General features: G+C 41.3%; 12 protein-coding genes. 3 read left to right on the top strand and 9 right to left on the bottom strand.

Annotated elements, in window-relative coordinates; all coding sequences use genetic code 11:
- Position 1: 1 nt before the first annotated feature.
- The 4 genes from AAEU30_RS13505 to AAEU30_RS13490 form a co-directional block, all read right to left on the bottom strand.
- A complete protein-coding gene (locus AAEU30_RS13505; protein WP_421960934.1) occupies positions 2–1,576 on the bottom strand; it encodes an alpha-L-fucosidase in 1,575 nt (524 codons plus the stop codon).
- Between the two features lie 544 nt (positions 1,577–2,120).
- On the bottom strand, positions 2,121–3,962 hold the full coding sequence (locus AAEU30_RS13500; protein ID WP_421960933.1) for a sulfatase: 1,842 nt from the start codon (positions 3,960–3,962) through the stop codon (positions 2,121–2,123).
- Positions 3,963–4,047: 85 nt separating this feature from the next.
- On the bottom strand, positions 4,048–5,901 hold the full coding sequence (locus AAEU30_RS13495; protein WP_421960932.1) for a sulfatase: 1,854 nt from the start codon (positions 5,899–5,901) through the stop codon (positions 4,048–4,050).
- A gap of 697 nt (positions 5,902–6,598) precedes the next feature.
- A complete protein-coding gene (locus tag AAEU30_RS13490; protein ID WP_421960931.1) occupies positions 6,599–7,978 on the bottom strand; it encodes a sulfatase family protein in 1,380 nt (459 codons plus the stop codon).
- A 524-nt stretch (positions 7,979–8,502) separates the two neighbouring features.
- Between AAEU30_RS13490 and AAEU30_RS13485 the strand changes: the two genes are divergently transcribed.
- Positions 8,503–10,116 (top strand): sulfatase family protein, encoded by a 1,614-nt coding sequence (locus tag AAEU30_RS13485; RefSeq protein ID WP_421960930.1) that lies wholly within the window; start codon positions 8,503–8,505, stop codon positions 10,114–10,116.
- Positions 10,117–10,416: 300 nt separating this feature from the next.
- Positions 10,417–12,960: a LamG domain-containing protein gene (locus tag AAEU30_RS13480; protein WP_421960929.1), complete on the top strand. Its 2,544-nt coding sequence runs from the start codon at positions 10,417–10,419 to the stop codon at positions 12,958–12,960.
- A gap of 950 nt (positions 12,961–13,910) precedes the next feature.
- Here the strand turns inward: AAEU30_RS13480 and AAEU30_RS13475 are convergent.
- The 5 genes from AAEU30_RS13475 to AAEU30_RS13455 form a co-directional block, all read right to left on the bottom strand.
- A complete protein-coding gene (locus AAEU30_RS13475; protein WP_421960928.1) occupies positions 13,911–15,593 on the bottom strand; it encodes a sulfatase-like hydrolase/transferase in 1,683 nt (560 codons plus the stop codon).
- 116 nt (positions 15,594–15,709) lie between these two features.
- Complete coding sequence (locus AAEU30_RS13470) at positions 15,710–17,590, bottom strand: sulfatase (RefSeq protein WP_421960927.1); 1,881 nt, start codon at positions 17,588–17,590, stop codon at positions 15,710–15,712.
- 9 nt (positions 17,591–17,599) lie between these two features.
- Positions 17,600–19,501, bottom strand: a complete 1,902-nt coding sequence (locus tag AAEU30_RS13465; protein WP_421960926.1) for an alpha-L-fucosidase — start codon at positions 19,499–19,501, stop codon at positions 17,600–17,602.
- A gap of 131 nt (positions 19,502–19,632) precedes the next feature.
- Complete coding sequence (locus tag AAEU30_RS13460) at positions 19,633–21,036, bottom strand: sulfatase-like hydrolase/transferase (RefSeq protein ID WP_421960925.1); 1,404 nt, start codon at positions 21,034–21,036, stop codon at positions 19,633–19,635.
- Positions 21,037–21,131: 95 nt separating this feature from the next.
- Complete coding sequence (locus AAEU30_RS13455; RefSeq protein WP_421960924.1) at positions 21,132–21,407, bottom strand: EF-hand domain-containing protein; 276 nt, start codon at positions 21,405–21,407, stop codon at positions 21,132–21,134.
- Between the two features lie 448 nt (positions 21,408–21,855).
- Here AAEU30_RS13455 and AAEU30_RS13450 point away from each other — a divergent pair, with 448 nt between their 5' ends.
- Complete coding sequence (locus AAEU30_RS13450; RefSeq protein ID WP_421960923.1) at positions 21,856–23,439, top strand: sulfatase family protein; 1,584 nt, start codon at positions 21,856–21,858, stop codon at positions 23,437–23,439.
- Positions 23,440–23,490: the final 51 nt, after the last annotated feature.

Raw genomic sequence — 23,490 nt, 5'->3', positions numbered from 1 at the left:
TTTAATTTAGTAAAAGCTTAAATCCAATCACAGGTTGTGGGGCTAAGATTTTAGGTAATCTGATAGTCAGTCCAGCTTCACTTCGATGCCAATCAACCTTTTCACTGGAGCCAAGCATAGAGATCGATTGAATGTTTTTTGCTAACAGTCCGTCGGTTTTTAATGTTTTAATGTGAATATCTTGGGTGGGCAATGCCAGCACAAAAGCAAATAAGCTATTGTCTTTTTGGGTAAAGCGAATATCTTCAGCTGAGAACTGTTTTAGGTTTTCGCCTGCTCGTTTCGTGACTATTTTTAATGGCCCTTCACCGTATATTTTCCAAGGTCGAGTACCATAGATACCTTCGCCATTAATAGTGATCCAATCACCAAAAGCGCGAATATATGCGGCTTGTTCTGCTGGTAATGAACCGTCGCCCCGCAGTGCAACGTTCATCATCACCACACCATTCTTACTAATCGCATCGACGGCGTTCCCCAGAAGTACTGGCACAGTCATTTTCGTGATTAAGTTTTTGCGATAAAACCAGTTACCAGATACATCAGTCGCCCATATCCACGGCTCTGCTTGTATTTCACCAAACATACCCCGTTCAAGATTGTAAGTAAAAGCTGATTTATTAGCCTTGCTATCTTTAAATGACAATACCTTAGTTTGTTTACCATTATTCGCCACTAAATCTTTATTAAGAAAATCAGTAAATAAACTGACACCTGATACCTTGCCAAAATTATCAGCAGGATAAGGTGAATCATTGTTAAACATGTCTGGATCATATTTTTCAATTAACTCCCAGCTGCGGTCGTACCAATGCTTGTTCCAAGACTGCTGAGTAGCAAACTCTGTAGAGTGATAATCCATCGCAAACAGTTGCCACTCTAAAGTTCCAGGCTTTTGGTATTTTCGCGCCGCGTTAAAAAAACGTGGTGCCCAGTATAAATGAGTAGACACACCAAATTTAAGCCCATGTTTAATGGTGGCATTTTTCCATTCTTGAAGCGTATCTCGCTTAGGTCCCATATCAACGGCGTTCCATGGATGAGATGAATCATACATGTCAAAATTATCATGATGCGTTGCGACCGGCATGACAAAACGCGCCCCATTATCTTTAAAGAATTTGACTAACGCATCCGGCTCCCAATTTTCAGCTTTAAACGCGGGAATTAATTTTTCATAGCCAAACTCTGAAGGATGGCCATATCGCTTAGTATGCCACTGCGTTAACGTCGCTGTGGTTTGCTTGTCCCGTTCAGGGTTTTTAGACGGAGTGATAAAACCATCGACTCCATACATTCTACAACCATAATGCGAACCGTCATGAGGACGATTATCATCAATGCTAGAAGGCACTCCCCAATGAGTCCAAATGCCAACCTTGCCGTCAATAAACCATTCGGGCACTTGATAATATGTAGCCAAATCACTCCAGTTTGCTGCAATAAGCGAAACACTTCCACTTGCCTTCGGTTGTTTTTCATTGCTATGAGAAGCAGCACAGCTTATAGCACTAAAACAAAGAGATATTGCAATCACTATGCGGGATGTTTTTACTAAATTTTTACTGTATGTCATCAGGGCTCCTGTGAAGCATTCTACTTTCATCATTCGTTTTTATATGGGATAGCAAGGGATAATCGCCATATTGAGCACACAGAACGCTACATACCGCTAAAGAGCTACTGTGTTTGGGTCGTTGGCTGACGTGTTGCTCTGCTTAGCCCAATCAGCCTGTCAGCGGGTCAGCTGCTAAATATTGCCGTTATCCAATACCACCTGTGCCGGGGTGCATACAAGACTAACTTGAACGTTTTACAACCTCTTCAACGCTAAGAAAATTAACAGCTTTAAATGTCTTATCGTGATCCGAAAAAGAACACGCCCCTGCCCGCTCCTCCGCCATGGCTAAAATTATATTGGCTTTGCTAAACAGGTAAGCGTATGGTGTGAGGGATTGTGCAGTTACAGCCGCTATTGAGTTAAATGCAGCAGCGGTCCGAAAAGGTCCGCGTTTTACACCGTGATTAATTTTAACGAGCAAGCTGTATTGCCAGGCTCGTCACACTCATACTGTGGGCGAAATAAGTTCAACCATCAGTATTTATGTGCCGAATCGAGATTATTTTACTGCAATCGCTTTTGGCGAAAATACTTTTGTTTCTTTCAAGTAACCCGGCGTTGGGTAACTAATTAAGTAATTATTTTCATCCATCAGATTAAACACATAGTGTGTTGTTCCTGTAGGTAAAGTCACAGACACTTTATCATCATTTACCTGCATAGTTAGCGGCACCCAAATTTCGCCTCGTTTACCGCCATTTTTAGTGTAAATGAGCTCTGCGTTTACAATTTTAGCGCCATTATTTTTGTATTTTAACCAAACAGTTTTGTTGTCAATGCCATGTTCAATAACACTCGCTACTTTATCTTGATTAGGTAGCGCTGCTTTACTGTTCGGGTTTAAGAATGGGAATCGAGCATTTAACTGTTGTAAACGCTGTTCTAATATTCGATCCATTGCTTGCGCTTTAGCAGGCATTTTTTCCGCTAGATTTTTCGACTCTTCAATATCAACCCGTTTCGAACCATTTTCATAAAGCTGGTATAACTCTAGCGATGCTTGCTCTTTCGTTGGCGTATATTGGCGCACCAGTTTATAATCGCCAATGCGAATCGTTGACTGCATAGAACTGTTCGGGAAATGCCAAAACATGGTATCACGCGGCTTGCCAGTCCAAGGGTCAATGAGTAATGACGAGTCATTCGGCGCCGTTGCTAATAAGGTTGATAAGTCAGCCCCATCCAGAATTTGATTGTCAGATTTTTTTGTATCAGTCCAACTAAGAATTGTCGGATACAAATCCACACCATTAACCATGACGTCAGATTCTTTGTTAACCGCCACTTTAGGCCCTGTTATAATTAAAGGTACGCGAACTCCTCCTTCTTTAGCATTTATTTTACCTTTATCTAGAGGGTAGTTATCGGTAATAATTTCTTTTGTATGGCGCTCCATCCCGCCATTGTCTGAGGTAAAAATAACATACGTATTTTCAATCAATTTATGTCCAGGCCATCTTGGATCATCAGTGTGTTCAAGATACTTGATCAGTAAGCCAGTGTAGTAATCGAGCATTTCGACCATCGCCGCGTAATAAGCATTCTTTTGACCCGCTTCGTCCCAAAGATCGCCTTTTTTAGGATAGTCTACGCCTAACTTTTTATAATATTTACGCAGTAGCTCTTCACTTCTTGTTTGTATTGGCGTGTGCACTAAACGCGTTGAGTAAAATAGAAAAAACGGATGCTGTTTGAATTGCTCCATAAAATCGAGGCCATCTTGAGTAATATCATCAAACGGAAACCCTTGTTCATCTAAATAATAAGGCGTACTAGGATCTGTTGATGCAAAGTCTTTGGTGCGATCTTTCATTTTTCTATGCGCGCCAAATCCATGTTTTGAAAAATCAAAACCTTGATCTGTAGGCAAAGGGATATCAGTTCCTGGAATACCCACGTGCCATTTTCCAGAGTGACCTGTTTTATAACCATTGGTTTTTAGCGATTCAGCAATGGTAATTTCTGAAGAGGCTAAAGCCCCAGTTTGCCAAGGACTGATCAAAGCCGACGCTTTATTAAACGGTAAAGGAGGGTGTCCTCCTCTCACCGCGGTTCTATCAAGACGAACAGGGTGCTTGCCCGACAATATTGCTCCCCTTGATGGTGAACAAGTCGTGGCCGGTGAGTAAGCTTGCCAAAAAAGTACGCCATCTTTTGCAAGTTTATCAATATTTGGGGTTTCAAATGGAGAAGGTTCGTCAATATCGTAACTTTTTACGTCTTGCCAACCTAAATCATCTGTTAATATTAGTAGTACATTAGGTTTTTGTGGCCTTTCGCTTGCCAATACATATGACAAATTCAGACAACAGAGAACGGTGAACCAAATTATTTTAGACATAGTATTTACCTGATATAAGCTTAGAATAATATTTGCTTTACTAACTCAGTACTTTTGTGCATCCGTGCACCTCAATGAAAGTAATTTATAATGATGTATACCTTTCACTGGTCACTAAAAAATTGTTTTCATCAATTAATACAAAAAGGTAGGCATCATGACCTGCTGGTACATGCGCAGTGATTGTCATCGCCTCTGAATTAAGCATTACTGGTAATTTCTTGTAGGTAATTATTAACTTACCTCGCTTATTACCACTTTTCGGTTTTGCAATTTCAGCTAATAAATAAGCGTCTTTTACAGCTGTCTTGCCCGTAACTAAGCTTATTTGAGCTTCTCGTTTTACTTTATTAAATTTACTTGATAACACTGCAGGAACTGACGTTCTCGCTGCTATATTGTCCGTATTTTTAGGGTTTAAATGCGGATAAACTGCATTATTTTCTTGTAGCAGTCGATCTAAATTTGCCGCTAGCGTTTTTACTACACTGGCATACGCTGGATCTGTGGCTAAGTCTTTACTTTCCTCAAGGTCATATCGTTTGCCATCTTTATAAAGTCGATATAATGAGTATCGGTTTCCTACGTAATATTTATACAGCTTATAATCGCCTTCACGAATAGCGCCGCGCATGGAATCATCGCCATAGTGAGGAAAGTGCCAAAACAAACTTTTTCTCGCTTCGCCATCCTTGTCGGCCACTCTTTCGCTATTTCCTCGTAGCACAGGCGATAAATCTAAACCGCTCAATTTATCAGTAAACTGCTTGTCTATACTCGACTCTGTTAATGCTAAAATTGTCGGGAAGTAGTCTAGCTGACTCACTATTTCGTGAGACTCAGTGCCACTATTGACTGTAGGCCCAGCAACCACCATGGGCACTCTGACGCCACCTTCTTCGGTGTGCTTTTTGCCTTTATCGAGCGGATAATTATCTGTAATGATCTCCGTGTCTTTTGTCTCTGTGCCGCCATTGTCTGAGGAAAAGAAAATATAGGTCGTTTCGCTTAGTTTTTTTCCTGGATTACGGGGATCATCGGTTGTTTCAAGTAATGACATTAACCGGCCTAAACTCCAATCAACGGTTGTTACCATTGCCCCGTAATAAGGATTGGTTTGGCCTGGGGTGGTAATTGGCTCCGCTGTTTGTGGAAAAGGGATAGCCAATTTGTCGGTATAATGCGTTAGCAATGCACGATTTTTGGTGATAATTGGCACGTGAACCATCCAATGCGCTAAATAAAGAAAAAACGGCTCTGCTTTACTCTCTGTTACGAAGCTCAGCGCATTTTCTGTGACTAAGTCCAGTGGATACGCAATACCTTGAGGGTTATTCTTACTGTAAGGCGGGTACTTCTGTTTGCTTAACGGGTACGTGCTATCGTCAAATATTTTTGCGCGATTTTTTGAATTGCGATGTGCTCCTCTTCCCCCATAGGTAAAATCAAAGCCATAAGTAGCTGGTGAGTTGCTGCGATAATGACCTAAGTGCCATTTACCCACATGTCCTGTTTTATAGCCATTCGCTTTTAATGCTTGCGCCAGTGTTAGAGTATCTGCAGATAAATGATCGTTATAATACGGAGAGATTGCCCGGGCGTGTTGATTCATAGCAGCCGGGATCCCTGCCCCGCTCACATGGGTAAAATTAATTTTTGCCGGATGCTGACCCGATAATAATCCAGCTCTTGATGGCGCGCAGGTCGGTGCAGGAGAGTAGGCTTGACTAAAATTCATGCCCCGCTTAGCTAACGCTAACATATTAGGTGTTTCCCAAGGTGTCGGCGCATCAATATCATTTAATTGCGTGTCTTGCCAGCCTAAATCATCAACGTAAAAAATGATAATATTAGGCTTTTCAATTGCGTCTTTCACTTTAGAAGCTTGCGTGCTTTGACTCAAAAGCGTAATGGCAATAATTGCTAAAAGTTTGTACATAAAACACCCTTCATAAAAAAATTACTGATAACATTAACTTGGGCTATTTGTCGTCTGCTTCCCTCTTAACGACGCTTTACCAGCTTAAAGGTTTAGTTGAATATCTATACATAAAATCGACCTGACTTAAAAACACCCATTTTTAACCATGGCACTTAGATGACGTATTGATACATACTCACTTTTTTACAAAGCTGCTATCGCAATTTTATTGGCCAACAGCTTTATGTTTGCAGCCAATTGCTTCGCTGTGAAAAATGCCCACCCCACTCCAACCTGATAAATAGGGTAAGCAAAGAGGCAATAGTCACTTTATTCTCACGGGCTGCATGATAGCAAGTTACAACCAAGCCAATCCATATACAATACATCATTTCATATTCGAAACACCATTCTATATTAATAAAAATATAAATTACAAGTAAAAGTAGCTTTTGCATTTAAAAAATGTATTGAGTGCTAATAGATAGGGTTATACATATAGCATCAATTGGCAGAGGCGTTGATTTAGTAGGAGTTAAGCGTTCGTATCGTCATACCAGCAGCAATAGCAATTTGATATTTAAAGTATTTTAAACATTACTCCAGCAATACCAAGCATATGCTAAAGAGCGATGCGGTTGCCTCGTATGAGTGGAGCAATTGTCGAAATATTAGCTGCTTAACAGCCATTTATATATTCACCACTTAGCGTATATTAGTAATTGAGGGTGGCTCCCTTTCTTGGCGGGTTTGTTTCATTTTCCCACCATTGGTTTGGTCCATCCGTTTTGATGTCTTCCCATGTTTCAAGTAATTTGGCTTTCATTGTTTGGAGTTTATCTGGCATGACAGCCGCCAGATTATTTTTTTCTTGCCAATCTTGTTGCACATTAAACAGCATGAATTCAGTTAGCGTATCGTTAGCCACAATTTTCCAATCGCCAATGCGCATAGCAACACGGTCTTGCGCTGGGGATACATGAGTTCGCCAAAATAACGGACTGCTGCGCTGCAGCTTTTTGCCTTGCAGTGCAGGTAGAAAATTAACGCCATCGATTTTGCGATCAGTCGGTGCGGCAATACCCGCAACCGCTAAAACAGTACTAAAAATATCTGAACCAATTATCGGGGTATCGTTCACTGTGCCCGCATCAATATGTCCTGGCCAACGTACTACAAATGGCACCCTAATACCGCCTTCAAAATCATTACGCTTTTGACCTCTTAATCCACCTGCACTCCCTCCCACTCCTATCAATGGGCCGTTATCTGATAAGAACATAATGAACGTATTGTCGCTAAGCTGTTGCTCGTCGAGTGCATCCATGATTTGCCCTAAAGCAAAATCCATTTGCGTAATATTCCCAAAGTACTCCTTGTTTAACGCATTTTCATTCGGGTAAAGTTCAGAAAATTTAATATCTGTTGTAATTGGCTTATGCGGCTCATGAAACCAAACCGACATCATAAATGGTTTACTGGCATCTCGGCCTGTTTCAATCCAGCGAATCGCTTCATCAGCGACCAATGGCGCAGAGTATCCTTGTAACTCCCCCACAGCTTTATGGTTACGAATAAAATTATTTGGGTTTTGATGACTGGGCTCTGCATTGTTTTGCGTTGCAAACCAATAATCGAAGCCATGATCATTAGGGTGAGGGTATGCTGCTTTTTGGAATTGTTGTCTAGATAACAAGTGCCATTTACCGAAATGGCCCGTGCTATAGCCCGCTTTTTTTAATAACTGAGGATAGGTAGTTTCGCTGGCGCGTAAGTGCGCTTGGTGAGAGCCCGACAGGTGACGCCATACACCATTACGGTACGGTGTTCTGCCGGTTAAAATTGCTGAGCGTGCCGGTGAGCATACTCCAGCTGCCGAATACCCTTGCGTGAATTTAACGCCTTGAGCTGCTAACTTATCTAAATTTGGCGTTTTTATCGTTTGGTGACCATAGGTTGCAGAGTCTCCCCACCCCATATCATCGGCCATCACCACTATAATGTTTGGTTTTGATGCAGCAGAGACGTCATTAGTCGCCAGTGCTATAAATGGCAATACCCACAGCATAACCCCTACTAGATGTATCTTTTTCATACTCCACCCTAACATTATTGGCTGCTTAACATTATTTAATATTAGACAAAACAAAATCACTGTTTTATATTTAAAACAATATTCTATATTGAAAATAAAGCGTATAACAACATAAAAGCATCTTGTTATTAATAATTATTTAAATTACTAATTAAATTAAAGGTAAACTACTCGCAGTCACTGCTAGATTTAAATTATTAATCAACGCTAGGGCAAAAATAGAATATTTAATTAATTGTGTCGTAGCACAGATAAGCGATAGAACAGAGGCCGCTTAACTTAAAAAATGACATAAAGTCGTAACTGCTCTTTGCTAAAATAACCAGCCTAGTGCCGTTTATTCACGTAGTGGGTGCGCAAGGCTCGAGTAAGGAACCTTATATTAAGCTTAATATTTAAGCAGAATGTTGTGTAACAAGGAAAAATTAAACAGCGATTAACACACGTTATCGCAACAGAATTATTTTCAACAGCACATACATCATATAAGACATCACATTAAACTGAAACTAGGTACACGAACTATGAAAAGAATAAATTTTGCTCGAGTTGATTTGTCCGCAAACGGCATTCTGAGCAGCAAAACCTACCAAGCAGGTTTAAATAAATTAAAGGAAACCACCACAGGTACCTCAAAAACTCTTTGTAGGTTAATGGTCACATCTGGCTTTTTACTCGCTCCCCTCTTTTCGTATGCAGAAGTAAGCAAGCCAAACATTATATTTATAATGAGTGACGATCAGGGTTACGGAGATGTATCTGCATTTAATCCTAATAGTAAAATTAACACTCCCGCCATTGATCGTTTAGCAGCAGAAGGCATGATGTTTACTGACGCACATAGTGCTTCTGCCGTTTGCACGCCTACTCGGTATGGTTTACTGACAGGTCGTTATCCGTGGCGTACTCGCCTGCAAAGGGGAGTTTTAAGCGGCGAAACCCGCAGGTTACCCGATGGCACTCTGAGCGTGGGTGATGAACCTTTAATTGATGAAAAAACTTTAACGGTCGCACAATTTTTAAAAAGCCAAGGTTATGATACGGCCATGACAGGTAAGTGGCATCTTGGTTTTAAATATTTATTACCTAAAGGGTCGCAAATAGACAAAAGTCGCGGTAAATTTTACGATGCGGTTCCTATAGGCACCAAAATAGTGGGTGGTCCAATAGAAAGAGGATTTGATCAATACTGGGGCTTTCATCATGCTAGACAAATGGGTACATGGATTGAGCAAGATAAAGTAACGTACAACTTAGAAAATACCGATGAAATGTTAAATCGTATCACCGAAAAAGCGGTAGAGTATGTCTCTGATCCAGCAAGAAAAGCCACTCCATTCTTCTTATATGTGCCCTTAAGTGCACCGCATAGCCCAGTCGTCCCGAGTAAAGAGTGGGTGGGTAAAAGCGGAATTAATAAATATGCTGATTTTGTACTGGAAACTAATAATTCTGTTGAGCGTATCTTGCAGGCGTTAGACAAAGCTAAACTCACAGATAACACGATTGTTATTTTTACTACAGATAATGGTACATCTCCCAGTGCAAACATCAACCAATTGCACGCTGCGGGTCACCATCCAGCCGCAGACCTACGCGGTAACAAAGCTGATATATGGGAAGGTGGCCATAGAGTGCCTTACATTGTGCGTTGGCCTAATCACGTTATGGCAGGGACAACATATGATAAACCAGTCGTCCACAATAGTTTATTTGCCACCAGCGCAGACATATTAAATGTCACCTTGGCAAATAATGTTGCGGTTGACAGCTTTTCAATATTGCCGGCGTTAAAAGGCTCTGCGGAGCAAACCCACCCTATCGCGATTCATGCTTCAGTATCAGGCCACTTTGCTGTGCGGGTCGGTGATTGGAAGTTAGCCGCTTGTAAAGGTTCATGTGGCACCAGTGCAGGCGGTGATAACAGCATACCGATGCAGTTATACAATATGAAAACCGACCGGGCAGAAACCACTAATTTGTTTAACGAAAAACCTGAAATAGTGGCACAGCTTAAAAAGCAATTAGAACAAGCAGTCTATAATGGTTACAGCGTTGATGGGAAAACAGGGAGTAATGATGTCCCTGTCACTATTTACAAGAAGAGCAAAGTAAAAAGTAAAAAAAGAGGCTATTAAAAATATACCCGCTCATTCTCTTGCATATCAGCAAGTAATAGCTGATATGCAACGCTAGGCGCCATTTAATTTATCGTCCTAGCGTTGTCTGTCGAGCTGTTAACATTTATGAATATGTTCGCCGTTGCTGAAGACCACCAAACAACCCCCGCCTATAACAATTGCAAAGAAGTAAAAGTCCTAGCCCCCTAAAAGCAATAAATATAACATTTTATTGACAATTAACAGGCTCCGACATACCGTATATAAAACACTGTTTCACATACACAAAAAACAGATAAACACACAATAGGATCTGATATGAAATTACGAACAGCTTATTACACAGTATGCTACGCAGCGTTAGCCTTAGGACTTGTGTCTTGTAATAGTCATACAGAGCCCAACGCTGATAATAACCAGACAGAAATCAAGACTGATAATAGCCAAGAAGAACTCGAAACTGAGGATACCCAAGAAGCTCCCGAAACTGAGGATACTCAAGAAGAACCTGAAGCTGATAAGGGCCAAGAAGACCCCGGAGCTCAGCAGAGCCAAGCAATAATAAAAGCGCATTGGATGCAAGGTCACTGGGGTATTAGTTACCGGATCCCAGGTGGCGATACAGCCTATTCTGGCAGTGTGGTTGCTGACTATCAAGTAACGGCTGCCGTTGATAAAATTGCTTCTTTTCCAGGGCTGAAATGGGTACAGCTTAACTTAACAAATGGTGCTTTTGGTGACCGTTTTATTGTACCAGTCGCTGAAGTTGAAGCCGTCAACCCCCTGTCAGCCCCTAACAGCGTAAATGATTTGTATGATCCGACTTTACCCGGCTCTGACCTCTTCGGCCAAATAGCGCTGGCACTGCAAGACAAAGGGATCAAAGTGATTGCTTATATTGCCACCCAAGGACCAGCGATGCTGAAACATGGCGCGGATAAAGCAATGGATCTCGATGATTCGATTGCCAATTGTAAGTCAACACGACCCACCGTGTCAGATCCTGACACACAAGTATACTGCTCTGAGAATATGAACCGCTGGCGAGACCATGTATTAGCAAACTACCCAGCAACTAGCTTGCATCGCAGTTTTGAATTAGCCATGGTAAATATCGTAGAAACGTTATCACTGCGTTACGCAAATCTTATTGATGGCTGGTGGTTTGATCATGCAACCTATGGCGATATTGACTTACTGCACGCGGCCGCTTTAGCTGGAAATAGCGATGCTGCGGTCTCATTCAATCAAGGGGAGAAAGTACCGTTAAGCAATAACCCTGATATCATGGAAGATTACACCTTTGGTCACCCAACTCCTTTGGTAAATTCCGTGTCGTCTGATGATAAAAACTTACCCATGCTCACCTCTATTGAAGCGACTGCCAATGGCGTGTTTGTCGGCTCTGAGGGCGATACAGATTCTCTAGGACATGTGTTTATGCCACTGCAACAAGCATGGAATGGCGGCACAGTGGTGTTTTCTGAAACTAAAGGCTCTGATTGGTTAAATAGAGCTTTAAAAGCTGGTGGAGCGCTAACATGGGCGTTGAGCCAAGAAGGTAGCACAGCTAATGGTGAAGCAAGAGTAATTTCAGAACCTCAAGCAAAATTACTCAGACGAATGCAATTTAACCGTGCACAACAATTACATTTGAATTTAGACGGGGCTGACGGTACAACGGCCTATGATGATTCGGTAAACCAAGATACTGCAACCCTAAACGGGGTCACTTTTGTTAATGATGGGGCACGCGGTAAAGTCGCTAGTTTTACGCAAACTGATCAGTTAATCCTTGATAATTATAAAGGTATTTCAGGCAAGAGCGCGCGTACCACCATGGCATGGATAAAAACATCAGGCGCTCAAGGCAGCATCATCAATTGGGGAGCAAATGCCACCGCAGAACATTGGGGATTAAGTTTAGACAACGGCAAGTTAAAGCTTAGCTTAGAAGGATCGGATGTAACTGGCACCACGGCACTTAATGACAATGAATGGCATCACCTGGCAGTCGTTGCTGCTGATAATGTTGTTGACAATATTCGCGTATATATTGATGGGGTTTTAGAAAACGTGAATGTTAATAATGACGCATCCGCCACATTCAATACCCAATTAAGCAGCAATGTTGAAATAGGCGGACAATTTACAGGCTTGATCGACAAAGTCACGGTGCACCAGCGAGCTTTAGCCGTCAGTGAAATAGAGTACATCGCTCTCGATGATGATGCTGATTTAGACTTAGAACATGCATTACACCTTCGCTTTAATGAAACTGCCGGCAATACTGCTGAAGATAGTTCTATTTATGCACGTTCGGCTACCAACAAAAATGTTATCGTCGGTGGGTATGACAGTTTCCGTGACAGCGAAGTATATGCCTTTGACGGCGACTCTACAGTGACAAATAAAGGATATAACGGTGTTAACGGCAGTGACTCACGTACAACAATGGCGTGGATAAGAGCTGAAAATGGCAACGGCATTATTGCCAAATGGGGTAATGCGTCTGTAGTCGATGGCCAACAGTATGTTGTTCGGGTAAAAGGCAATGCACTGAGATTAAGCGTGACAGGTGGCACACTAACCGGCACCACCAACCTTAATGACGGTCAATGGCATCATATCGCCGTAGTGTCCCCCGATAATCAACTAGCCAACGCTAAATTATATGTCGACGGTCAATTGGAAACGACAACACTTGGCGGAACACAAACAACTTTTGACACAGAAGCGACTGATGGAAAAGGCATAAATGTAGAAATTGGCTCAGGCTTTATCGGCGCAATGGATGAGGTCATTATTCATCAACGTCCATTAAAATTGTTTGAAATCAAAGCTATCGCGGGCCTTCAATAAATTACTTTGCTGATGTCAGTTTCTCTTTAATCTCTCTTAGTTAAAGAGAAACTAAATCATCAACAAACCCGTACTGCAAACAAGCTTTTCATCGCTCTCATAGTGCTAAGCGTAACGACATTATGTGACTGATATTAACAGTGGCACTACACAGCAATCCTATCGACAAAATCAACAGCGCTTAAAGGAGAGTAAGCGCTTTGATGCAACACTAAGTGCACCCCTGATGTGCTCCCGATACGATGTATCTAGGGCCATTCAAGTGATTATATCATACCAATAACAAAGCCTAAACTAACTCCAGGCTATTTATAGCCGCCCTGCCAATCCCTAAGCCTATATCCAAATGAGTTGCTGATATCACATGGCTTACTATTAGGCTCGTTGTCATTCATCGACAGCATTGCCTATGTAGCGTATGTATCACGATTAAAAAACGGCTAAGTTAAAACATCGGTCATTAACTTGCGCCCAAGCACACTGGACTCACCAGTCATCCGCCACTTGAATGACAAAGTTACCGTATAAACCACCAACAGTGGTTACTTTACGACGTGGAGAACGTAATCATGAAACACTACGCAAAGGCTGCTGGACTACAACCAGCAACGGCTACATACGTCATGCAGGAGAACAGGCCAGCAGCTAACGAATAATGTGTACAGCTATAGAGCCACCTACTTTTTATTGTCATACAACAGAGCAAGTCGCTGCAATTGAGGGTATTCAGCTATCTATTATTATTCCGGTGAGGATTACCTAATAAGCTAGGTGTAAAATAAATAATGCGCTGTGGATATGATGCAGACTAATTCGAAAAGGTAATATTACAATAAAAAAGCGCCAACTTGTGTGGCGCTTTTTGAGCATGTATATCCTTATATCTCGCAATTTAGCAGTTTGACAAGCAATTTTGCCTATACTGCCAGACCAAGAAACATTAAATAAATTTAATGTTTCTTTCTCTTTTTACTGACATAATTTGCGTAGGGCTGATCACCACGAAGCTCTTTCACTAGCATTGCATTTTTGCTGCGTAAAAACTCTACAACCTCGGTGTTTTCAGGCGCATTAATGACGTTGCTTATCTCATTCGGATCGTTTTCCAAATCAAACAATTCCTCATACACCGGTTTTTCGCCCTTAATAGAAGCCACGCTCATTTTTGCATACGACTGGTCTTTTTTCTTATTAAAATAGCGAATGTATTTCCATTTATGGGTACGAACTCCTTCCATACGCGGGTAGTTTTGTATTGTCATCATATTTTCGAGGAACAGTGCTTGACGCCAATCCTTATTAGCATCCGCATTATTCTGTGCTAGCATAAGCGGCTTTAAACTCTGTCCTTGCATTTGTGCAGGAATGTCGTTGTTGGTTAAATCCAGTAAGGTAGGAGCAATATCAACCAAGGCAACCAACTCATTACTTTTATCCGCTTTGTTATCTTTTAATCGTGGATCATAAACCACCAGCGGTACTTTTACTGACGGTTCATATAAGTGTACTTTTCCACCTAAACCAAACTGGCCATGCATTAAGCCGTGATCAGAGGTAAATACAATCACCGTGTTTTCTGCAATGCCTTGTTCATCTAGGTGACTTAAGAGCTTACCTATCAACTTATCAATGCCCGAAATGGCTTGCATTTCTCTTATTTTTCGCTCTTTTAATGCCGCAGGTGATTTAACGTAATCATAGCCTTTATTAAATTTGCCGTTATAAACATTTTTAGGAATTTTAGGCGACTTTATTTCTTTTCGTGCTACGTAAGTATCGGGCAGATTTATTTCATCAATCTGATCTCTATACGCGGATTTATACAGCTCTAAATCACTCTCACGCAACTTCATTCTAGACGTACTATTACCATGAGGCACATTGAAATTAATCATCAGCGCAAATGGTTTATCTTTTGGTCTACTGTCAAGAAAGTTATAACCGGCCTGGAACGCTTCATTGGGCTGCATGAAGTTATCTAAACCTTCCTCTAAAATCTCAACTTGCGTATCAGCGGTGGCATTTTTGAAAATAGCGTGCTTTTTTCTCTCTTTAGGATAAAAACCTAAGTGCCCATGACTGGCGTACCAATAATCAAAGCTATTGTCCATAACGCCGCTGTCATAACCCGTTTGACCAGCCTCATTCTTACCAACTGGGGTATGATTTTTACCAATCCAGCCAACAAAATAGCCGGCATCTTTTAATAACATTGGATACGTTTGCGACCATGCTTGCTCGGTCATACTACTATTAGAGTTAAAATTGATCCCATGACGGCGCTCGTACAAGCCTGTCAGTAAACTGGTGCGGCTTGGCGTACACACAGCACTGGTAGCAAAGCTCTTGGCAAACACAGTACCATTGGCAGCTAAGTTATCAATATTAGGGGTTTGAATGACCGGATGACCTTCATATCCAGTAACCCCGGCACGCATATCATCAGCTAAAATAACAATCACATTTGGCGGTGTAGCTGCGCCGGAATCGGCGTGGTTACTCACTAAATCATTACTTACGCTGTTGCCGTTATTACTATTTGAGCTGCACGCTGTAATTCCCAGTGCTAGCGAAATACCTATACATATTAACGCATTGCGATTCATCGACTTTCCTTCATTATTTTTGTTCATTACTCAGCTGCGTTTAAGGCTACTAACAAATCAGCTAACCAGCAGGGAGCTTAAAATAACTGTAACGGCTTGGGGCATAAGCCTAAATTAAGCGTATGCCCCTACTAGCCTAACAATTACAATTGATACCTATCCGATTTAACTAAAAAGTTATTCTCATCAATGAGTACAAATACATAAGCTTCATGCTCTTTAGGAACAACACCCGAAACAGTCATTTGTTGTTGATCAATCTCTACAGGTACTTTTTTATAAGTAATAACTAGCTTTCCGCGTTTTTCACGTTTGTCGCTACCTTTAGTTTTTGCTATTTCTAAAAGCATATACGCTTCTTTAACCTTCGTTTTACCCGGCACTAATTTAATTTGTGCAACGCGATCGGCTTGATTAAATGTACTTGAGGCAACTTTAGGAACCAATAATCTAGTCACGCCGTTGGCTGCATTTTCCGGATTTAATTTTGGAAAAATAGCATTATTCTCAGCCAATAGTTGCGCTAAATTTTTCGATAATTGCTGCACTACGTCAGCATATTCAGGCATTTTTGCTAAATCGTGCTTTTCTTCAATATCAAAGCGTTTTCCACCTTTGTATAAGCGATATAACGAATAGCTATTATCTATGTGATGTAACGTTAGTTTAAAGTCACCTTCACGAATAGCACTTTGCATAGACGGATCACTATTGTGTGGAAAATGCCAAAAGAGATTTTCCCGAACCTCACCATTATCATACGTTGCTGGCTTATTTTCGTCTTGCAGTACCGGCGACAAGTTAACACCGCTTAACTTTTCTTTGTCATTTTTAGCTATCGTTGAATCCGTGAGTGCTAAAATAGTTGGGTAATAATCAAGCTGATTAACGATCCCGTGATGACTAACATTTTTCTTGACCGTTGGGCCCGCTACCACCATAGGCACTCGGATCCCGCCTTCTTCAGTATGTTTTTTACCCATGTCTAAAGGAAAATTATCGGTAATGATTTCTTTACCTGACTTCTCAGCTCCACCGTTATCCGAAGATAAGAAGATATAAGTGGTCTCTATTAACTTTTTACCTGGATTGCGCGGGTCATCAGTTTGCTCCAATAACGACACCAAACGACCTAAACTCCAATCAACCGTTGTCACCATCGCGCCATAATACGGATTAGTTTGACCAGCTGTTGTAACTGGATCTGCCGTGGTTGGGAAAGGGATACCCAGTTTATCGGTATAGTATTCAAGCAATGCTTTATTTTTAGTAATGATTGGCGTGTGTACCATCCAATGTGCTAAATAAAGAAAGAAAGGTTGATCCTTATTTGTTTGGACAAAATTTAATGCATTTTCAGTTACCAAATCAAGTGGGTAAGCAATACCATCTGGATGCTTTTCACTGTATGGCGGATACTTTTCCTTGCTTAGTGGAAACTTCGCGTTATCAAAATCTTTATGGCGTTGTTTGCTGTTTGAGTGCACACCGCGTTTATCAAATGAAAAATCAAAACCAGCCGTTTTCGGTGCATTACTGGCGTAATGCCCTAAATGCCACTTACCTACATGACCTGTTTTATAACCGTTTGCTTTTAACGCATCTGCCAAGGTTAAAATATCATCCGCCAGATGATCGTTATAGAAAGGTTCGATAAGTTGAGTGCGTTTATTTCGAGGGGCTGGCAGCCCAGCACCTAAAACGTGGGTCAGATTTGTTTTTGCAGGGTGCTGACCCGATAACAATCCGCCTCTTGATGGCGCACATGTTGGCGCCGAAGAATAAGCTTGTGTAAAGTTCATGCCCTGCTTCGCAAGCTCTACCATATTAGGAGTTTCCCACGGAGTAGGCTCATCGATATCATTGAGTGGGGTATCTTGCCAGCCTAAATCATCCACATAAAAAACGATAATATTTGGTTTTATAAGCTCAGATTTCTCTGCCTTCGCGGTGCCGGCTAAGGCACCCGCGGATACACTCATTAGCATTGAAAAGCTAAATGATGCCAGTAGTATTTTTTTCATCAGAAATCCTTATTCTACAATAGGCGTTAAATGAATAGCGCGAAGATTAATACCACCACCGACAACCTGACCTTTCGGGGTAACAGTAATAGATTGTTTACCTTGTTTAAGCGTAACCACGCCTACTTCATCAGTGCGGTAACGATATAGAGTTTTTCCTTTGCCTTGACGCTTAGAATTTTTTCGTTCACCCGTATCGAGCGCTTGCATCATTAAGATTTCACCATTAAATGAGAACACCCACTCACTAAAGTCAACGATGTCATCAGCTGAGTACTCCACCTCTATAAAGTAATCGCCCGGCTCAGCCACATCGACTTTCCATTCGCCTTTACCATTATCTTGCCAATTTAATAAATTGTTTGCGTAATTCCAATCACCAAACTTTTGCATCCAACGAATTTCTTTTTTAGTACAGCCATCACAGCTTGCGAAAACCGAATTAATCGTTGTTTTAATACTGGGATCGATACCAATCGTGGTATCTACTTGCGGCTCACCGGTTAATTCAACAACAATAACCGGAACTAAAGAGTCAGGTTTTTCCATCGTTAATGTGAAGCTTGTCCAGCCATTATCCTGCTGCGTGTAGCCAACTTCCCTTTGCTCTGAATCAAATAAGCTTTCCATAAACCCTGGCTCTTGCGCATTTAATAGTCGAGCCGAGCTGATCTCGTTTTTTAAACCCGCTAAGTGAATCTGATCGTTTTCAGGCCATTCAAACACATGCAAATATAGCTTATTACCCTTAACTGTAATATCTCCCCATGCTTGCGCTCGTCCCCACGGTGAGCCTTTTGCTCCATAGATAGTTTCACCACTATGTGATAACCATTGTCCAGCTCGGCGTAAACCTTTAGCTGCCATTTCGGGTACTTCACCGTTTCCTCTCGGCCCAATATTGAGCATGTAATTACCGCCACGCGCCACGGTTGAAATTAAACGATGTAATATTTCTGTTCCCGACTTCCAATTTTTATCATACCAGGCGTCGCCCCAACTATTGTTCGTTGTATCTATCGTTTCCCAAAGGCCTGGGTGATTTACCTGTGACAAGCTATGATCCCCTAAGGTAGAAAAGTCGCCCACCCCATTACCGATACGGCTATTAATCATAGCTTGGGGTTGTAAACTACGGGTTAAATCAACTAATTGCTGAGATTGCGCCTTTGTCATATCCCCTGGGGTATCGAACCAAACTGTGCGAATAGGCCCATATTCAGTCAATAACTCAGTTACTTGAGGGATAACTTTACGCTCAAAGTATTCCGTAAAATCGCCTTCTTGCTTTTCAGATGACCATGGAATACTAGCGCTACCTTGTTCGTACCAATCCTGCATTTGCGAATAATAAAAGCCCAGCCCTATTCCCGCTTCAGCACATGCATCCGCTAATTCTTTTAACGGATCACGTTTATATGGGCTTGCATCTTCAATGTCATAAGTGCTGCTTTTCGAATGATACATAGCAAAACCTTCATGGTGTTTTGCGGTAATTACAATATTTTTCATTCCCGCATCAACAGCCAATTGCACAATGGCTTTTGCATCAAACTCTGTGGGGTTAAATTGTTTAGCTAATTCTTTATATTCTTGTTTTGGAATATCAGCAACGCGCCCCGACATTAACCACTCAGAAATCCCATAGTACGTCTTTCCTTGCCACTCACCCGCAGGAATAGAAAACAATCCCCAATGTATAAACATTGAATATTTGTCTTGTGCAAACCATTCGCCACGTTCTGCATTGGCATGCTTGGCCTTGTCGATAGCGCTATCGCCCCACAACTCATCCATAGATTGCGTTGCTTCTGCGTTATTTTGTTGTGCGTATACGGGGATAGACATCACACTAGAAAGAAGTAATGCGCTGGCAATTGAGACTGCAAGCTTTTGTCTTATTAATTTCATTGCTATTCCTATAATCTATATATTTAGTACGTGTCGTTTCTTTGCACTCGAAACTGTTTTTACCCAAAGTAAAAGTGCTAAATTCAGTGTTCGACTGCAGTGTTGAAACCACTTTTTTAATTGTGAATAAATTACTGTCTTAATTCTGAGAATGTCGATGGCTTAGGCGATGTAGGTAATGTCTCGTTCCAAGCGATTGCTAAGCCAGTTAACTTTTTAACAATTGCTGGATACTGACTGGCAACATTCATCGTTTCACCGCGATCTCTCATAATGTTGTAGAGTTCGATACGGTTTTCATGTTGAAAATAGAATAACTTCCAGGGTCCTTCACGCACCGCAAGCATTGGTTTTTTGCCCGACTTTTTGCCATATTGCCATTGCCAGTACAAAGGTTTTTCACGCGTCAAAGTGCCACCTTTTAATAAAGCCAGAATACTTTGCCCGTCAGGTTGGTAATTTTGAGGTAATTTTGCACCCGCAATGTCTGCAAAAGTAGGTAATAAATCAACCGCGGTCACAACGGATTCAGTATCTACTCGCCCTGCTGGTACCGTGGTCGGCCAACGCACTAAAAAGGGAACCCGTAATCCACCTTCATAAGTGTCACGTTTCTGTCCGCGTAATCCTGCAGTTGTACCAACACTAAAATATGTGCCTAAGGGGTCAATACCTTCTACTTTTCCGTCTGGGTCATGATGGTGAAAATGCTTATTTTTCGACCCCGTCACTTCAGGGCCATTATCGCTTGAAAACACAATGAGTGTATTTTCAGCTAAATTTAATTCATCTAACAGGTTTAGTATTTTGCCTATACGTTGATCGGCTCCATCTACAACCGCAGCATAAACTTGATCTTGCTCGTTTAAATGGGTGTACTTTGCCATGGAATCCTGCGGCGGATAATGCGGCGTATGTGTTTCGTGGATCCATAAATTAATAAAAAAAGGGACGTCTTTATTACGTTTAATAAAATCGGTCGCATCATCATATAATTTAAAGGTATCGGTTTGTGGACCCGGCCCATTAAATACAGCCGCTTCGTCGTACCCATACTCAGTGGGTAATGGCGCATCTTTAATATTTCGATTGGTTAAATGCCATTTTCCGAAGTGAGCCGTTTTATAGCCCGCCTGTTGCAAAACTCTTGGCATGGTCACAACATTTTTATCTAGCCAATCTGGCATGGCATAATTATCGTGGTGCTCATAAGTGGCAAAGTGACGATGAACACTGTTTCTTGCCGGATACTGACCGGTTAAAACCGCTGCTCGACTAGGAGAACATACAGGGTTAGACACACTAAATTGATAAAATTCAGAACCTTCATTTGCTAACCTATCAATGTTTGGAGTTCGAATATCTGGATGGCCATGTTTACTGATATCTCCCCAACCTAAATCATCAGCGAAAATGAAAATGATATTTGGCTTTTCTGTCTGTTTCGCAGAGTCAACTTTAATAGCTGCACAAGACGCCGAAGCCATAAATATGCCTGCAACCGCAACAAAGATTTTTATTTTATTAAATGTCACTACTATTCCCCTACATCTTTTAAGGAAGTTAAGCTGATAAGTTAAGGCCTTTGCATACAACAAGGACCTTAACTGTTCAAAGACTGCTATTTAACTTACTTATTTTTTTTCTTTTTCTTCTTTTTTGCTTGGGCTGCAAATTCCTCTGGCGTCAGTGAACCATTTCCATCCACATCTAATCGAGCGAAACGCTTAGGACCTTTTTTAGGATTTTTAATTTTTGCGGAAAACTCTTCTACTGACAATGCGCCATCAGAATTAGTATCGAGTTTACTAAAGCGACTTTTTTTAGCGTGTGCCTCTGTAGAAACTACAAATAATAGTGCTGTGACAACTACACTTGATAATGTTGTTTTTAAAACATTTTTCATGGTGACATCCTTATTTAACTGTTTGTGTGTGAAATTTTTAAACTGATGACAACTCATCTGTCACCCAGTAACTATATCTAATCCATCGAGCTTTAATGCGGGTTGAAACGTTCGATTAAGCAATATAAACATTCGGCTCGCTCACTTGTTTTTACAATCCTTTAAATCACGAAAGATCTAGATAACATCAGATTAACACAAGATAATCTCGTATGTAAAAATATATTTTATATATAAACAAGGTATCGTAATTTTACATTTACCTTTATATACAGCGATAACTTAACAGTGGCATTTTATTATTCACTGCCACTATAAAAGTGATCACTCGTTTAATATCAGTGTTGAATCTTTGTTAAAACCAATTAAAGCTGTTATCTTTTAAATTTACCAGTAAAACTTTAATTTAAATATAAACCGAAGTGTGAGTCTGCAGGAATATCTCAATATGATTTTTAATAATAGACATAGAAAAATACCGGTACCGTTTGTAAAGAAGCTACTATTAATCGTCGCTATCGCATTCACGTCAGCATGTTCAAACGATAACCCGGTCAGCCAGGCAAAGCCCAGTGCTAAGCAGTTACCTAACATCGTGATTTTATATGCCGATGATCTAGGGGCTGGCGATTTAGGTAGTTTTAATCAAAGCTCTAAAATACCTACCCCTAATTTAGATAAATTAGCGATGCAAGGGCTAAGCTTTACCGATGCTCATTCGTCATCGGGTGTCTGTTCCCCTTCTCGATATGCATTACTGACTGGGCAATATCATTGGCGTAAATTCCACGACATTGTAAAGACATTCGGAGAGTCTGTTTTTGACCCTGAGCAACTTACTCTGCCAGAAATGTTGCAACAAAAAGGCTACACCACGGCAGCCATTGGCAAGTGGCATTTAGGTTGGGATTGGAGCTCTATCAGAAAGCAAGATGCGCCGCTAAGCGCAGTTGCGCCCAACGATTTTGATTGGCACAAAGCAATAGAAAACGGGCCAACCGCCCATGGCTTTGACTATTACTTTGGAGACAACGTAATTAACTTTCCGCCCTATGTCTGGATCAAAAATAACCGCGTAACCCAAATACCCGACACGATGGTCGATGGTACCTTATGGAAAAATAAAGAAGGAAAAATGCGTTATCGAGAGGGCCCAATGATAACCGGGTGGGATCCTTATGAAAATATTCCCACCACCACCCAAAAAGGCATCGATTTTATTACTGAAAAAGCCAAACATCAGCAACCTTTCTTTTTATACTTTGCCTACCCTTCTCCTCACGCCCCTATCATTCCAAATGACGAGTTTGACAATACTTCGCTGGCAGGGCCGTATGGCGATCTGATAGTGGAAACCGATGATTCGATTGGTCAACTCCTTAGTGCTATCGATAAAGCTGGCATTACAGACAATACGCTAATTATTTTTAGCTCCGATAACGGCCCTGAAAATTACGCATACCTTAGAGATCAAAAATTTGATCACTGGTCATCTTATCCTTTTCGCGGCTTAAAACGAGATACCTATGAAGGCGGCCATAGAGTGCCGATGATAGTGCGCTGGCCAAATCATGTGCAAGCCAATAGCAAGACCGATGAATTAGTGTCGCAAATTGATTTAATGGCCACCATTGCTGCCATTATCGATTTTAGCCTACCAGGCGATGCTGCCGAAGACTCCTTTAACTTATTGCGGCTCTGGACAGGTCAATCTGCTAAAAGTCCTCGTCACGCTTTGGTTCATAATACAACTAAAGGAAAATTTGCCATTCGTAGCAATGATTGGACCTTTATTGATGCCCCCTCGGGCAATCAAAATGGTAATTTGGCACGCTTCAATTATGAAAATTGGCAAAAAAAACATGGTTATCAAACTGACGATAACGAAAAGGGCCAATTATTTGATATGCAAAATGACAGTGGGCAGCGCTTTAATCTCATTGAAAAGCACCCAGAAAAAGCCCGTCAGTTACGCCAGCTATTAGAACAAATAAAAACGCAAGATGGGTCGGCTCCCCATCTAAATAAATAACCATAATTCATTGCGCCACCCCTTAGTTCGGGTGGCGTAGCGGCAACTAAC

This window comes from Pseudoalteromonas mucoides (assembly GCF_049257175.1).
Taxonomy (GTDB): domain Bacteria; phylum Pseudomonadota; class Gammaproteobacteria; order Enterobacterales; family Alteromonadaceae; genus Pseudoalteromonas.
The sequence above is the reverse complement of the archived record's forward strand: the minus strand, read 5'-3'. Positions and strand labels throughout refer to the sequence as shown.

Coding starts and splice junctions, on each gene's coding strand:
- AAEU30_RS13505 (WP_421960934.1), bottom strand. CDS start 1,576: ATGACATACAGTAAAAATTTAGTAAAAACATCCCGCATAGTGATTGCA.
- AAEU30_RS13500 (WP_421960933.1), bottom strand. CDS start 3,962: ATGTCTAAAATAATTTGGTTCACCGTTCTCTGTTGTCTGAATTTGTCA.
- AAEU30_RS13495 (WP_421960932.1), bottom strand. CDS start 5,901: ATGTACAAACTTTTAGCAATTATTGCCATTACGCTTTTGAGTCAAAGC.
- AAEU30_RS13490 (WP_421960931.1), bottom strand. CDS start 7,978: ATGAAAAAGATACATCTAGTAGGGGTTATGCTGTGGGTATTGCCATTT.
- AAEU30_RS13485 (WP_421960930.1), top strand. CDS start 8,503: ATGAAAAGAATAAATTTTGCTCGAGTTGATTTGTCCGCAAACGGCATT.
- AAEU30_RS13480 (WP_421960929.1), top strand. CDS start 10,417: ATGAAATTACGAACAGCTTATTACACAGTATGCTACGCAGCGTTAGCC.
- AAEU30_RS13475 (WP_421960928.1), bottom strand. CDS start 15,593: ATGAACAAAAATAATGAAGGAAAGTCGATGAATCGCAATGCGTTAATA.
- AAEU30_RS13470 (WP_421960927.1), bottom strand. CDS start 17,590: ATGAAAAAAATACTACTGGCATCATTTAGCTTTTCAATGCTAATGAGT.
- AAEU30_RS13465 (WP_421960926.1), bottom strand. CDS start 19,501: ATGAAATTAATAAGACAAAAGCTTGCAGTCTCAATTGCCAGCGCATTA.
- AAEU30_RS13455 (WP_421960924.1), bottom strand. CDS start 21,407: ATGAAAAATGTTTTAAAAACAACATTATCAAGTGTAGTTGTCACAGCA.
- AAEU30_RS13450 (WP_421960923.1), top strand. CDS start 21,856: ATGATTTTTAATAATAGACATAGAAAAATACCGGTACCGTTTGTAAAG.